Source organism: Carnobacterium sp. FSL W8-0810, assembly GCF_038007125.1.
Lineage (GTDB): Bacteria > Bacillota > Bacilli > Lactobacillales > Carnobacteriaceae > Carnobacterium_B > Carnobacterium_B inhibens.
Genome location: NZ_JBBOWO010000001.1, coordinates 1604142 through 1618766, shown reverse-complemented (window position 1 = coordinate 1618766; position 14625 = coordinate 1604142). Strand labels below are relative to the sequence as shown.

14 protein-coding genes are annotated in these 14625 nt (G+C 35.9%); 1 reads left to right on the top strand and 13 read right to left on the bottom strand.

Annotated features, from left to right (window positions below):
- Window positions 1-95: 95 nt before the first annotated feature.
- The 9 genes from lpdA to NST49_RS07745 form a co-directional block, all read right to left on the bottom strand.
- A complete protein-coding gene (gene lpdA / locus NST49_RS07785; protein WP_251165372.1) occupies window positions 96-1487 on the bottom strand; it encodes a dihydrolipoyl dehydrogenase in 1392 nt (463 codons plus the stop codon).
- 192 nt (window positions 1488-1679) lie between these two features.
- Window positions 1680-2639, bottom strand: coding sequence for a glycosyltransferase family 2 protein (locus NST49_RS07780; protein WP_251165373.1), 960 nt, complete (start codon window positions 2637-2639; stop codon window positions 1680-1682).
- A 356-nt stretch (window positions 2640-2995) separates the two neighbouring features.
- Entirely contained in the window at window positions 2996-3319 is a 324-nt protein-coding gene (locus NST49_RS07775) for a four-helix bundle copper-binding protein (protein WP_341047920.1), read from the bottom strand.
- 320 nt (window positions 3320-3639) lie between these two features.
- Window positions 3640-4449 (bottom strand): Cof-type HAD-IIB family hydrolase, encoded by an 810-nt coding sequence (locus NST49_RS07770; protein ID WP_251165375.1) that lies wholly within the window; start codon window positions 4447-4449, stop codon window positions 3640-3642.
- A 44-nt stretch (window positions 4450-4493) separates the two neighbouring features.
- Complete coding sequence (locus tag NST49_RS07765; protein WP_251165376.1) at window positions 4494-4751, bottom strand: hypothetical protein; 258 nt, start codon at window positions 4749-4751, stop codon at window positions 4494-4496.
- A gap of 192 nt (window positions 4752-4943) precedes the next feature.
- On the bottom strand, window positions 4944-5801 hold the full coding sequence (locus NST49_RS07760) for a MurR/RpiR family transcriptional regulator (protein WP_034536892.1): 858 nt from the start codon (window positions 5799-5801) through the stop codon (window positions 4944-4946).
- 127 nt (window positions 5802-5928) lie between these two features.
- Window positions 5929-7428, bottom strand: a complete 1500-nt coding sequence (locus NST49_RS07755) for a PTS transporter subunit EIIC (RefSeq protein ID WP_034536894.1) — start codon at window positions 7426-7428, stop codon at window positions 5929-5931.
- A gap of 18 nt (window positions 7429-7446) precedes the next feature.
- Complete coding sequence (gene murQ, locus NST49_RS07750) at window positions 7447-8337, bottom strand: N-acetylmuramic acid 6-phosphate etherase (protein WP_034536896.1); 891 nt, start codon at window positions 8335-8337, stop codon at window positions 7447-7449.
- Window positions 8338-8341: 4 nt separating this feature from the next.
- Entirely contained in the window at window positions 8342-9418 is a 1077-nt protein-coding gene (locus tag NST49_RS07745; protein ID WP_341047914.1) for a DUF871 domain-containing protein, read from the bottom strand.
- A 280-nt stretch (window positions 9419-9698) separates the two neighbouring features.
- Between NST49_RS07745 and NST49_RS07740 the strand changes: the two genes are divergently transcribed.
- Window positions 9699-10322, top strand: coding sequence for a histidine phosphatase family protein (locus NST49_RS07740; RefSeq protein WP_341047912.1), 624 nt, complete (start codon window positions 9699-9701; stop codon window positions 10320-10322).
- Between the two features lie 63 nt (window positions 10323-10385).
- Here the strand turns inward: NST49_RS07740 and NST49_RS07735 are convergent, their stop codons facing one another.
- The 4 genes from NST49_RS07735 to NST49_RS07720 form a co-directional block, all read right to left on the bottom strand.
- On the bottom strand, window positions 10386-11006 hold the full coding sequence (locus NST49_RS07735; protein ID WP_341047910.1) for a VanZ family protein: 621 nt from the start codon (window positions 11004-11006) through the stop codon (window positions 10386-10388).
- A gap of 618 nt (window positions 11007-11624) precedes the next feature.
- Complete coding sequence (locus NST49_RS07730) at window positions 11625-12386, bottom strand: alpha/beta hydrolase (RefSeq protein ID WP_341047909.1); 762 nt, start codon at window positions 12384-12386, stop codon at window positions 11625-11627.
- Window positions 12387-12699: 313 nt separating this feature from the next.
- On the bottom strand, window positions 12700-13638 hold the full coding sequence (locus tag NST49_RS07725; protein ID WP_034536905.1) for a D-ribose ABC transporter substrate-binding protein: 939 nt from the start codon (window positions 13636-13638) through the stop codon (window positions 12700-12702).
- Window positions 13639-13652: 14 nt separating this feature from the next.
- Window positions 13653-14624, bottom strand: coding sequence for an ABC transporter permease (locus NST49_RS07720; RefSeq protein WP_251165381.1), 972 nt, complete (start codon window positions 14622-14624; stop codon window positions 13653-13655).
- Window position 14625: the final 1 nt, after the last annotated feature.

The window sequence follows — 14625 nt, the reverse complement described above, 5'->3', positions numbered from 1 at the left end:
ACTCGTCATGTACCTTTTAATCTTATAATTATTTAAATACAAAAAAGCTTGAAAGTAAAGGAAATCCTTTACCTTCAAGCTCTTAGTTTATCATTTTACATGTGGATAGGTAATCCCATAGCTAATTCAGCTGTATCCATTACGGCTTCTCCAAGAGATGGATGCGCATGGATCGTTAATGAAATATCTTCAGCAACCATACCTAATTCGATAGCTAATGCTAATTCAGCAATAACGTCCCCAGCACTTACTCCAATAACTTGAGCTCCAACAACTTTGCCTGTTTTTTCTTCAGTGATCATACGAACAAATCCTTCATTCGCATCTAATGACAAAGCACGACCATTCCCAGCTAATGAGAATTTGCTTACTTTGTACTCTTTGTTGCCTTTTACTTCATCAGCAGCTAATCCTACTGTCGCAACTTCAGGCTCTGTATAAGCAGCAACTGGCATCGTCTTGTAATTCACAATAGAGTCTTTACCAGAAATAACTTCTGCTACGATTTTTGCGTCATGGCTAGCTTTATGAGCAAATGCTGGTCCTGGAGTAATATCTCCGATAGCATAAACCCCTTCAACGCCTGTTCTTAATGATTCATCAACATCGATTCTGCCGTTTTCTAATAATTTAACGCCAACAGCTTCTAAATTCAATTTAGATGTGTTAGGTACACGACCTGCTGAAACTAAAACGTAGTCAGATTCAATTGTTTCTTCTTTGCCATTTTTTTCATAAGTGATTGTTACAGTATCATCTGTTTGAGTAGATTTAGTAATATTTACGCCTTCGATAACGTCAACGCCTTTTTCTGCATAACTTTTCTTAACTAATTTAACCATATCTTTGTCAAAGAAGTTGATGATGCTGTCTTCTTTTTCAAGAATCGTTACTTTAGAACCAAAGTTGTTAAATGCAAATGCTAATTGAGTCGCAACATATCCGCCGCCTACAATCACTAAACGTTTTGGAAGTTCAGTAATGTTCAATCCGCCAGTTGTATCCACAACACGTCCGCCAAATGGGACTTCTGGAACGGCTAATGGTGAACTACCTGTTGCAATAACAACATTTTTAAATTCAAGATCTTGAGATCCATCTTTAGTTTCAACTGTTAAATGTTTTTTATCCGTAAAAGTAGCTGTTCCACGAATGATTTCTACTTTATTTTTTTTCAATAAACCTTCAACTCCGCGAGTCAACATGCTTACTACCTTAGTATCTTTCCATTCTTGCATTTTTGTGATATCCAACGTAACATTTGAAGTTGTAATCCCAAAAGTTTCAGAATGTTGTGCATTATGAAAATGATGTCCAGCAGTGATCAATGCTTTAGAAGGGATACATCCGACATTCAAACAAACTCCACCGATGTATTCTTTTTCAATAATTGTTACTTTTTGTCCTAATTGTGATGCTCTGATTGCTGCAACATAGCCTCCTGGACCTGCTCCAATTATAACGGTTTCTTTTTGATTAGTTGCCAAAATAGGTCAACTCCTTTTCATTTTTATCTACACACTTTTTTAAAGCTAATAGATAGCTTCACATTCCTATTTTACTTGAAACGTAAGAATATTCCAAGTGAAAATACTAAAGTATGTGAATTTAATTCAAAGAGAACACATTTTAAAACCGTTAAATTGGAAAGGAATGCGAAAACTTAGTGTATAATTTAATTAATTTAGTTTAGCGTGCTTTAATTTCCAAAAATAAAAATAGATAAAAGTCATTTTCCGAGCCATCATACATGAGAATATAATTTTATAATTTGTAAGTTCATTCAAGGAAAAGTGATAGAGATTTTGTTTTGCTTCTTTGAGGTGGCGTGTATTTTTCTCCTGTTCGTTTAGAAGATGCATTAGCAGCTGGATGGAGTAATTGATGTAAAGATCTTTTATAACTGAAACATTGAAACGACTCATTTCTTCTGTCAAATCAATGATTTTAAGCAGTGCTTTAGGTCCGGAAAGCTTTTCTTTTGTGAGGTCATTAAAAAAAGAGGCATGTTTATAAGCTAAATAATGGTAATGTAAATTGGGATCATACATAATTTTTTCACTTTTCAAAATACATTGGACCGCCATTAAGTAATCTCCAAATAGATCAAAATTCAAGTCAAATTCTAGAACTGGATTGCTTCTGAATAATTCTATTGAATAAAGTTTGTTACATAAAAAACTTTTGAGCTGAAATTGTTCCGTAATCTTTCGTAAAGCAGTCTCTTTTGTCCAGACGACCGCTTGAGCAGTATTGAATAAATCTATATCTTTTTCAATCAATTCTTCTCCATGATTTGCAATGACCATATCTGCATTATTCCGAATAATAGTCAAAAGTAATTTTTCAAACATCAGACCATCAATACGATCAACTGGATCTACAAAGCTGATATATTCTCCTTTGGCAGAAAGCAACCCTATATTTAATGCTTCGCAAAGACCTCTTGCCTTTTTATTAAGTACTTTAAACCGTGAGTCGATCCGAGCAAAACGTTCACATATAGCAGCACTCATATCTGTAGATTCACCATTAACTAATATAATTTCAATATTACGATAAGATTGAAACCTCAAACTATTCAAACAATGCCTTAATACTTTATCAACGTTATATACAGGAACAACAATTGATAGCATAACGAGTCCTCCTTTCTTCAAAGCGTTATGGTTTTCCTTCTTCATTTATATTTTACCTTAAATGTCCAAAACCTTCACTTTTTAAGCCGCTGTTTGATGTGTTTTAAAAAGGTTAAATTCATTTGTCTTTTTATTAATACTTCCTTATCTCCATCCACTGTTTTCAGAAATAATGGAACAACTTCCAACGACCTTCTGCCAGTTTTCCTTCTGGACGAATACCTGTTACAGGACCGCCTAATTTGAACGGGTACTTAACTTTATGTAAAAAAATATGCACAGCTCTCTTTAAATTACCTATAGTATAGGTAATTAGAGCTGCACAAATTGCTAAACTGATATAGAAAATATTTGGATTACGCATAGCTGCGACAAAGGTCTGCACATTCTAAACAAACTTTTGCACATCGTTGACAGTGATCATGATCGTGTTTTTCACATTCTTTTCCGCAAGCTTGACAGATTGTTGCACATAAAGCAATTAAATCAGCAGATAAAGAACTTTCTCGGGTAATAGACGTTCCAGCAAAAGCACAGATGTCTGCACACTCTCTATCTAAACGAATGCATTCGGCCATCATTTGAACATGATCTTCCTTTAGGCACGCATCAAAACATTCATTACATACACGTTGGCACTCAAACATTTTTTCTGAAATCTTTACTAATTGTTCTTGCATATTATCCCTCCTAAGATTTTTGATCCACATTTAGTATAAGGCTTTTAGAAAGCCCTATCAAATGATACGATCAATCAGTACGTTCCTGAAGCTACGATCCAATTTAGAAATGTACAGCTCTTATAGATTGATTTATTGTAGACGAACGTATATAAAAATGGCTACAAAACTTTTGGTGCAGACAAAAAGTTGTTCACGTCTTTTTTTGCGCAAAAAAAGAAACATATGAACTTTTCAGTTAGAGTAAAGTCGCCACAACTTACTAGAAAGGAAAATCCATATGTTTCTTCCACTACTGTAGAAAAAGTTTTATATACGGCTTATTTCAAGGCCCATTCGTAAATAGCGTGCGCTACTCCGTCTTCTTGATTTGATTTTGATACGTGTTTGGCAATTTGTTTAATAGAATCTACTGCATTTCCCATTGCGACACTTGTACCTGCTGCTTTCATCATATCAATATCATTTTCTCCGTCGCCAATAGCCATTACTTCCTCTTTTGTAAATCCAAGTTTAGTGGCTAATCCTGTCAAAGCTTCGCCTTTATTTGCTCCTTGAGGCAATAATTCAAAAACATAAGACAAACTCCTGATTGGATAAAAGTTTTCAGCAATAAATGCTGGCATAGAAGCAGACAAATGATTTAATTCAGCTTCCTCTGCTACATACATAGCTTTAAAAATCGTTAATTCTGGTGGCAACTCTTCTAATGGCAAATGAATAGCTTCCATTCCCAATAAATCAGCATCAAATTGCAACATTTCAGTTGCTTCGCCAGTATAATAATAATTTTTTTCATCAAAATAAGTAAAATTCATTTTAAACGGTTCAATAAGCTTCTCTGCTCTTTTCAGTTGACTATGATCTAATTGATGTGAGTAAACAATTTCCCAATCGGTTGTTTTCTGAACAACCGTCCCATTTAATGAAATCACATAATCCTCTTCATCTTGCGGTAAATCCAATTCTTTAAAGTAATCATAAACAGCATGCACCGGTCTGCCAGTACATAAAACGATTTTGATTCCTGCTTCACTAGCTTTTTTAATGGCTTGTTTAACTTTTTCTGTTACCAAATGATGTTCATTTAATAATGTACCATCCATATCGATTGCGATTAACTTGATCAAATCTTTCTCCTCCAATTACCTATTCCTTCTCAACAGATACGTCATCAATACTCAACGTATTCGTAATCTACGTCTTTCAATGTTTGTTTTACCCATTGATTGTGTGTGATTTCTTGTTTAGACGCTGACAAATTTTCAATTGATTTTTCAATATCTAAACAAGACTGATAAAATCGCTCTGCATCTTCTTCTAGTTTAAATAAAAACTCTTGAGCAAGTTCTTTTGTGTTCGCATAGTGGATGACGACTTCTTTTTCATTTATATAAACGCTGAAATAAGTTGAGATTTTTCTTTTCTTCACTATAGACACACTCCCTATGTTGCAATTACATACAAACGACCTATCTGCTTTTATCATACCACGATTTCTGAAAAATCAGTAGTGTTGTTCCATTGTATATTTTCCCTATAGAACTTATACACTAGAACAACACTAAAAAGAATAAAAACCTTCTATGTTAGCTACAGGTTTTCATTCTTCTTTATCCAGCTTTTAATCAAATTTTTTATTGTACTGAACTATAGCCGTTTTTGATTTTTCTAAGTTCGATACAGTTAGATCGTAGTGCTTAGAAGCATAATCATAAAATAAGATATCGACAGCATACATTTGAGTTAATAATGAAATTGTTGCGCCACTTCTTAAAGGAGCTTCATGGGCAAAAGCTGTTTTCAATGCAACATCCGCTTCAAGACTTAGAGCATTTTCAGTATTACTTGTGAGCGACACTGTATGCAATCCAAGTTCTTTAGCCATGATCATTAAAGCCAGAACTTCTTTTTTTTCACCACTGTTTGAAACACCAAAAAACACCGCGTTCTTGCCAGCAACTGCCATTGACGTGACCAACAAATGTTGATCAAGCGAACAAACGACCATTTTACCCATTCGACTAAATTTTTGTTGAATATCAGATGCCACAATATGAGAAGCACCTAAACCATATAGATAGATAACAGAACTTTCATGCAGCAATTCAGACACGCGTTCAATTTGTTTTGTATCCAATACGTTATTGGTTTCTTTAAAAAGATGGTTTGTATTGATCAGCATTTTCTTTTTTACTTGCTCCAAATTTTCTTCTGACAAAATATCCGTATATAAATTATCTTTGATGCCTTGCGAATCTGCCGATAATTGTAATTTCAATTCCGTAAAACCTTTCACACCAATTGATCGGCAAAAACGAATCACCGCTGCTGAACTAGATCCAGCTTCAGCTGCCAGATCAGTTGCACTCATTTGGATAACCATTACCGGGTCTTTAAGAATCGTTTCAGCTATCTTTTTTTCTGATTGCGGCAAAGCAGCCATTTTTTCTCTGATAATTAGTAAGACATTGTTCTGCATAACATGCAACCTCCATAGTTATTAAAAATGATTCGATTTTTTTCTTTATAGATAAAAAAGGCATGCAAATCGTTAGACTCACATGCCTTTTTAAATGCTACTGTTATTTTACAATGTATAAATCGAATTAGCCAACAATACTGTCAGCATCAAATTCATCTGAATCATAACCAACTAATTCAGTTGGTTCCATTGCTGATTTCGGAACACCAAAGAAGTAAGTAGCTAAGAATCCACCAGCATAAGCTGCTAATAATCCTACTACATAGCCCCACCATTTGCCGTTAGCAATTAATGGAATCAAAGCTAATCCACTTGGTCCAATAGCTGTTGCGCCAATTCCACCAAATAATCCGATAACAGCACCACCGATACCGCCACCAATACAAGCAGTAATGAATGGGCGACCTAAAGGTAATGTTACTGCATAAATCAATGGTTCACCAATTCCTAAAATACCTACTGGCAATGAACCTTTGATCATGTTTGTTAATTGTTTGTTTTTACGACATTTAACCCACAATGCAATCGAAGCTCCAACTTGTCCAGCTCCAGCCATTGCTAAAATTGGTAATAATAATGTCATACCTTGAGAAGCAATCATTTCAATATGAATTGGTGTTAAGACTTGGTGTAAACCAAACATAACCATTGGTAAGAACAATGCGCCTAAAACAAATCCAGCAAATGCTCCACCGACATTTAGTACCCAAGTAATAGCTCCAACTAAACTAGTTGAGATTGCACCTGCAATTGGCATGATCAAGAAGATAGTGATCAATCCAATCACTAATAAAGAGATTGTTGGTGTCACAATAATATCAATTGAATCTGGAATAACTTTGCGTAAGTTCTTTTCTACTAATGACAATAGGTAAACCGCTAAGATAACGCCGATAATTCCGCCTTGTCCAGCAGACAATGGGTCACCCGTAAAGATATTTGTTAATGGTGCGTCAACCAACATACCTGGAAGATAAATCACACCAGCAATAACCCCACCAAGACCTTCAGTAGCACCAAATACTTTAGCAGCATTGATCCCTACATATACGTTCAGGTAAGCAAACAATCCACTTTTAATGATGTTCAAGACTAAAACGATTGTTACCCAGTTTTCTCCAGTAATCGTTCCAGCAGTAATCATATTTTGGAAAATTGATGCGATCCCACCGATAATTCCTGCTCCAACAAATGCAGGGATCAGTGGAACAAAGATATTTGCAATGTCTTTCAATAAACGTTTGAATGGTGTATTGTTTTTCTTTTTCAATTCAGCTTTATTTGCAGCTGCTTGTTTTTCCGCTTCAGAACGACCAGAATTTGATGCAGTTGCCGTTGATTTTCCAGCTGGAATTTTATCGCCTAAACGAACACCTGCCATGCTTACCATTTGGTTCGCAACTTTGTTTACTGTACCAGGTCCAACAACGACTTGTAAGGTATCATCTTCTACAACACCCATAACTCCGTCAATCTTTTTCAAGCCATCAAAGTTTACTTTATCGTTATCTTTGATATCCATACGAACACGAGTCATACAGTGAATAACAGAATCAACGTTACCCATACCTCCAACTTGTTCATATATCTGTCTAGCCATGCGTTGCTCTTTTGTTTCAGCCATCTTTTTACCCTCCTAGTTTTATGCTAAAGTTTCACGAATGAACCCTTTAGCTTCTGTTAATTTTTGAGTTGCTGTTTCTTTATTTGAATGCGTTAAGATCATAACGATTGCCAATTTTACTTGGTGATCAGCAGCTTCAAATGTTTCACTAGCTTCTTCATACGTACAATCTGTTGCTTGCATGATAATGCGTTTTGAACGTTCTTCTAATTTTTCATTTGATGGTTTAACATCCACCATTAAGTTTTGATACACTTTTCCAGAACCGATCATAGCCCCAGTTGACAGCATATTTAAAATCAATTTTTGAGCAGTTCCAGCTTTTAATCTTGTAGAACCTGTCAATACTTCAGGACCAGCATCTACTTCAATGGGCATTTGGGCAAATTGACTGATTTTAGCATCTTTGTTGCATGAGATAGTCGCTGTTTTTGCTCCAACGCTTGTTGCGTATTCTAATCCGCCAATAACGTAAGGTGTACGTCCGCTTGCTGCGATTCCTACAACCACATCTTTATCTGTTAATTGGATGGCTTCTAGATCTTCTGCTCCAAGTGTTTTTGAATCTTCTGCTCCTTCAACTGCAACGGTCATAGCTTTCATTCCGCCTGCAATCAATCCTTGTACCATACTTGGATCCACACTAAATGTTGGTACACACTCAGCTGCATCTAAAACTCCTAAACGTCCGCTTGTTCCAGCACCCATATAAATTAAACGGCCGCCTTTACTGAATGATTCCGTGATCGTTTCTACAACTTTTGTGATCATAGGCAATTCTTTTTCAACTGCTATTGCAACTTTTTGATCTTCTTGATTCATTAAAGTCATCACTTCGCTTGCTGAAAGCTCGTCTAAGTTCATTGTTTGCGTATTTCTTGTTTCGGTTGTTAATTTGTCTAAATTCATTTTCTTAACCTCTTTCATTGTCTTGTATCGGTTGAAGTTCAAATAATTGACCTTCTTGGCACCAGTCGATCAAAGTAAGATCTTCCGGGATAACATGTGCCACAACAGTTACTTTTTCATCTTTAGGTAACGATTGTTTGACCACTTGGATTTCTCCCATATAACGTCCGTATAGACGATTATCTACTGTAACGCTTCCTTTTACTCGTTCTTGAATGTGTTGTGGTTCGATAGTCGGAATCGTTCTAAAACGTGCATCAGCACTGCGGATCACGTCTCTAGCAGCATCCCAACGATTTTGGTGTTTTCCTACGATGACAGGTAAATAATCAGAACCTTGTATTTCTTTAATTGAAAATAATAACGTTTTCTTTTTAATATAATAAAAAAATTGCTGTTTCGTTCTGTCATCGATCGTTGGATCCCCAATGTAAACATCGTCTACTTCACACTCATTTAATAATTCAATTGCACTAGCTAAAGGATGAACACCACGCTGTTTTTCTAACGTTGGCAGCTGACAAAATAATGGGCCACGTAATATTTCATTTCCTGGAACAAAAGCCATTACGTTAAATCCTAGTGATTTCAACCAGTGATTTTTACGAATAAACAACTCTTTATCCAATCCAGTTTCAGGACGCGGATAATAATTATGCCACGCTTCCATTTGCTGGAAATTTGCATTGTATTGCTTTAATTCATCGATATCTTCTTGAGTAATGGTACTCGCATTAAGAGCAACTGTCATTGAACGACTAACTTTAGCACTAATTTGATTTGTTATATGATAGTCCATTCTTAAGCCTGTAATTCCAATAGCCAGCATTTCTTCAGGCCGGTCAAATGAAAAACCAATTTTATTCAAAGCTTCCCCTGAAATATCGACCATTAATTGCATACCTAGTTCTTGCGTCCATTGACCTAACGTCTTCACTCTAGTTACGTATTGAGACGCATCGTCTTCTGGAATATGCATAGAAGTAAATACTCCTTCAAATCCGCTGTCTTTCATCGTCTGCAGATAGTTTTTTGTTTCAATTGTTAACTCATCTCCAAGAAAGACAGATATACCAAACATATCACCACTCCTTTGAAATCGTTTTAATGACATGACTAATCATAACATGTTAAAATAAAATTTCAATACTTTCTTTAATTTTTATTAAAATTAGACCAATCAACTGAAAACACAGCCAACAGACTTATGTAAAAAGGAAAAATTGTGTATACCTTTACAAAACCTAATATTTTTTCAGCTAATTTATTTTATTTTCCCCAAAAAACTATTCCAAATACATCCGTTTCCAACACTTTATTTGTGTTAAAATGAAATTATATTTTAATACAGGAGGTCTTATATGCAACGTTTATTTTTTGTCCGCCATGGTATGACTGAATTTAATTTAGCTAATCGTGTTCAAGGGGGAGATATTGATTCTCCATTATTGCCACAAAGTTTGGAAGATGCGAAAAAAACAGGTCAACACCTTAAAAAATATAACCTTAAACAGATTATCGCTAGTCCACAAGAACGGGTCGTGGAAACTACTCGATTGATTACTTCTCAATTCGAGCAAGACTTTCAGGTTCAATACACAGATGATTTAAAAGAATTCGGTTATGGTGCTTGGGAAGGAGCATTTATTCCACATTGGCAAAAAACTTCTCCCGATACTTTTTACAATTTACGTCAACGTCCAGATTTATACGATCCTAGTGCATTTAAAGGAGAGACCTACCAAGAAATGATTGCTAGAGGAAGCAGAGCGATCTTTCGTTCTATAGAACAATTTCCTGAACATGATCTTTTATTTGTGGGACACAGCATCACCTGGACGACTACACTTTTGTCATTGATCGGAACTGACTTAAAGGAGCTTCGTTCAAAAGAGCCGTTGGCTAACACAAGTATCTCTGAATTAGGGTATGAAAATGGTCAATTTACTTTAAATAATTGGAACCAAATTGATCATTTACTGTAAAGTAGACTAACCCTCAAAAAAATAAGCTTGGCATCTAGCCGAGCTTATTTTTTATACCTATTTTTAATTATTTTCTGGACCCTTGTTTTGATTTCTTTTTAATAGCAATTTAACGAATAAAACCTGCAACACCATTCCTAGCCCTGCACCGCAACTGTCGATCACTACATCACTTAACTGACCGCCTCTGCCTGGTACTATTAATTGATGGATCTCGTCTGAAAAAGCGTAACCGACACAAATGGCTAACCCAATTCCAATTGCTTTAAAACCCGTTATACCACTATTCATTAAAGCTACTTTCACTAAAACGCCTAATACCAAATAAATAAAAAAGTGAGCATTTTTTCGGATAACATGATGCAAATCTGGTGGAACAAGCATATGTCGCAGTCCAATTGACAATGTATACAACAAATAAGCTGCGATGAGAATAAGCAATAATTCTTTTATACCAATCGTTATACCTCTTTTTTTTAATTTTATAAGAACAAAACCAGCCAAACCGATCACTATGAGAACTTGAGCAATTTTAATAACTTTTACACTGATACCCATTACTGTGTGACTTAAATCCCAGGATTGTTGTTGAACTTGATGAGAAAAATAAAAAATCAAACCCATCCATAACAATACGGCCAACCAAGACAAGCCTTTTTTTAATTTTTTATTTTCAAGAATCATTTCCACACATCCTTTATGTCCAACAGGTATTCCATACCTTTTTTCGCCTAATATGATTTTTCAAGTATACAGATAAGCACTATGAAATTCAATCAAATAATGCTTTCAGTTAGGACATGTTTGGAAACTGATGACTACCCAAATTTTTTAGTATAATAAAAGAAAAGCGGTTTTGAATTAGTCGAATTAAGACTTATTGTTTCAACACAAACGAAAATTGAGTTTGAGTTAAACGAATAAGCGCTCATTGTATCTACTCAAATGGAAATCAGTTCTGAGTTAAACGAATGAACGCTCTTTGTATCTACTCGAATGAAAATTGGTTCTGAGTTAAACGAATGAACGCTCTTTGTACCTACTCAAACGGAAAACGGGTTTGAGTTAGTCAAATTACGGCTAATTCTGTCTACTCAAATGGAAAACGGTTCTGAGTTAAACGAATTAGCGCTCATTCTATCTACTCAAACGGAAAACAGTTCTGAGTTAAACGAATGAACGCTCTTTGTATCTACTCAAATGAAAATCTACGTTGAACCGGTACTTTCCTCTCGGAGAACTAATTTTACAACACCTCTTAATAAAATTCTATATGCAGCAAAAAAAGAAGTTGAGAAAATCTCAGCTTCTTTTTTTTGCTATTATTTCTTGAATCCATTTCAATACAACTTGTATTTCTTGGTCCCAAAATGCCCAATTATGGTCTCCAGGTTTTTCAATAAACGCATAGTCGATAGAGGTTTCTTGGAGAGCCTCTTCAAATTTTAAATTATCTGCATAAAGAGAATCTTCCGTACCGCAAATTTGTAAAATGGTCGGTTGATTAGTTTCTTTTTTTACTTGTTTTAGCAAAGCGTATAAGTCATTTTCGGATCCTACAAACGACTCTTTTGATCCAAATGCCGGTTTAAAAAGCTTGTCTCTACCCGGGTCATCTTGCCATATCCTATAAGGATCTACAGCAGCTGACAGAGCAGCAACTCCCCCTACTTCATCTGGATACGTTAATCCCCATTTTATTGCGCCGTAGCCACCCATTGACAGCCCGGCAACAAAGGTCTCTTCACTATTATGAGAGATATTAAATAAATTTTTCATTTTCCGAGGAAATTCTTTTGTTAAAAAACTCCAGTAATTCGGACCCATATGCATGTCAGTATAGTAGCTCACATGAACTTCAGGCATGAAAATAGCCAAATTGTATTGCGATGCATAACGTGCTATTGAAGAGTTATACAGCCAACTGGAATCATTGTCTGATAATCCATGTAAGAGGTACAAAACGGGATATGGTCCTGTTCGTTCCTCTGGCAGAATAGCTTTATAAGAAATCGTGAATCCTAATTCTGAAGAATTGATTTGACCAGAAATAACACCCATCATTGTACCTCCCACTATTTAATAAGCTTGACTTTTCACTCTCTAGTTCTTTAATAGTATCAATCATTTTATAAAAAAGCTAGGCCTATCTTCCATTATAATTAAATAGCGATAGGATTATTTTCTGCTTTTCAACTTCTTCCTTTGGCTACTGCAAAACCTTATGAACGATACCGATTCGAGTAGTCATCTGCGAAATCCACAACGAGTCATGAAATCTTATCCGTTCATTGAAGTAATCGCAATTGTGACTTAAGGACGAGCATTTTAAAAAGAAAAAGCTTTGAGACAATAGCCTCAAAACTTTTCCTTTATCCTACTCTTCGTTTGTAACTAATTCTAATGGTGAAGCAATGTATTCTTCAATCGTTTCGCCAGAGAAGTAATCGAAGGCAGCTTGCATAGCAAGTTTACCCATTTCTTCTGGTTGTTGAGCAACTGTTGCACTTAATTTGCCATCTTCAACAGCTTTGATGCCATCTTCTGTCCCATCAAAACCGACAACTTGGATCTCACCTGTTTTTCCAGCAGATTGAATCGCTTCAATTGCTCCTAAAGCCATTTCATCGTTTTGGGCAAAAACAGCTTGGATGTCTGGATTAGATTGCAACATATTTTCCATAACGGTTAATCCTTCTGCGCGGTCAAAGTTAGCTGTTTGACTATCTAATACCGTCAATGACTCTTCTGCTATATTCGTGAACCCTTCGCCACGTTCTCGCGTAGCTGATGCTCCTGGTACACCTTCTAATTGAACCGTGTTTGCATCAGTTCCTGAAATTTTTTCGATGTATTCAGCAGCCATTTCTCCACCTTCAACATTATCTGAAGCCACTAATGTAACCACTTCTCCGCCATCACTTGAACGGTCGATCGTAATAACGGGGATACCTGCAGCATTTGCTGATTCAACGGCTGGTGTAATCGCAGCTGAATCCACTGGGTTGATCAATAAAATATCTACGCCTTGTTGGATCAAATCATCCACGTCATTTGTTTGTTTTGCTGTATCATCTTGAGCGTCAACACTTTTCACTTTAGTGCCTTGTTCATCTGCCAAATCAGTAATTCCTTGTTCTAGTGAAACAAAAAACGGATTATTCAGTGTAGAAATCGAGACACCTACGACCAATTCTGAGGTTTCTTTTTCTTCAACTGGGCCACTTTCAGTAGTATTTTCGCCTTCTAAAGTTGCTGCCCCACATCCTGCTAAAAATAACACTGCTGCTGTTGCTAATCCAACCATTTTTTTCATAATTGTAATTCCTCCTATTTTTTGTTTTTTCTGTCTAGTAAAACGGCAATAATGATTACAATACCCTTAACGACTTGTTGGTAGAAACTTGATATACCTAATAAATTCATTCCATTATTCAATGTACCAATAATCAAAGCCCCAATCAGGGTTCCAACTAATCTTCCGCGTCCACCAGATAAACTTGTTCCACCTAATACTACAGAAGCAATGGCATCCATTTCATAAGATGTACCAGCTGTTGGTTGTGCAGAGTCCAATCGAGAGGTAATAATGATCCCTGCTAGAGAAGCCATCAAACCAGATAAAGCATAGATACCTATTTTGATGCGATCATTTTTGATACCCGCAATAAATGATGCTTTTTCGTTCCCTCCTATCGCAAAAGTTTTTCTACCAAACGTCATTTTGTGTAACAGGATATACAGTAAGATAAAACTCACAATCATCAAGACAACTGGGAATGGGATACCAAATAAATAGCCACGTCCAACAAATTTGAAAATAAAGCTGTCACCAATTCCAGTAATTGGATTTCCGTTTGTATAAACCAATGTCAACCCACGGTAAATCGTCATTGTTGCAAGTGTTGCGATAAATGGAGCCATGTTTCCTTTGGTGATCAACAAACCGTTGACTGCTCCAAAAACCGTTCCAACTACTAAACTTAAAATCATTGCCAACAATGGATCCATTCCTGCAGCGATCGTTCCAGCCATTAATGCACTGCTTAACGCTAATGTTGACCCAACAGATAAATCGATTCCGCCTGTAATAATGACAAATGTCATCCCAAAAGCAATCAATGCATTCGTTGATACTTGTCTTAATAAGTTTAATAAATTAGTTGGAGCGATGAAACTTGGATTTACGATACTAACTAAGATGACTAATACGATAAGTGCCAATAATGGTCCTAATTTACCGAGATAATCTTTCGGGCTTCCTTTTTTCTTTTCTGCTTTAATTGCATTCGTTTCTAACATA

Coding starts and splice junctions, on each gene's coding strand:
- NST49_RS07780 (WP_251165373.1), bottom strand. CDS start 2,639: ATGCTATCAATTGTTGTTCCTGTATATAACGTTGATAAAGTATTAAGG.
- NST49_RS07775 (WP_341047920.1), bottom strand. CDS start 3,319: ATGCAAGAACAATTAGTAAAGATTTCAGAAAAAATGTTTGAGTGCCAA.
- NST49_RS07760 (WP_034536892.1), bottom strand. CDS start 5,801: ATGCAGAACAATGTCTTACTAATTATCAGAGAAAAAATGGCTGCTTTG.
- NST49_RS07755 (WP_034536894.1), bottom strand. CDS start 7,428: ATGGCTGAAACAAAAGAGCAACGCATGGCTAGACAGATATATGAACAA.
- murQ (WP_034536896.1), bottom strand. CDS start 8,337: ATGAATTTAGACAAATTAACAACCGAAACAAGAAATACGCAAACAATG.
- NST49_RS07745 (WP_341047914.1), bottom strand. CDS start 9,418: ATGTTTGGTATATCTGTCTTTCTTGGAGATGAGTTAACAATTGAAACA.
- NST49_RS07740 (WP_341047912.1), top strand. CDS start 9,699: ATGCAACGTTTATTTTTTGTCCGCCATGGTATGACTGAATTTAATTTA.
- NST49_RS07735 (WP_341047910.1), bottom strand. CDS start 11,006: ATGATTCTTGAAAATAAAAAATTAAAAAAAGGCTTGTCTTGGTTGGCC.
- NST49_RS07730 (WP_341047909.1), bottom strand. CDS start 12,386: ATGATGGGTGTTATTTCTGGTCAAATCAATTCTTCAGAATTAGGATTC.
- NST49_RS07725 (WP_034536905.1), bottom strand. CDS start 13,638: ATGAAAAAAATGGTTGGATTAGCAACAGCAGCAGTGTTATTTTTAGCA.
- NST49_RS07720 (WP_251165381.1), bottom strand. CDS start 14,624: ATGTTAGAAACGAATGCAATTAAAGCAGAAAAGAAAAAAGGAAGCCCG.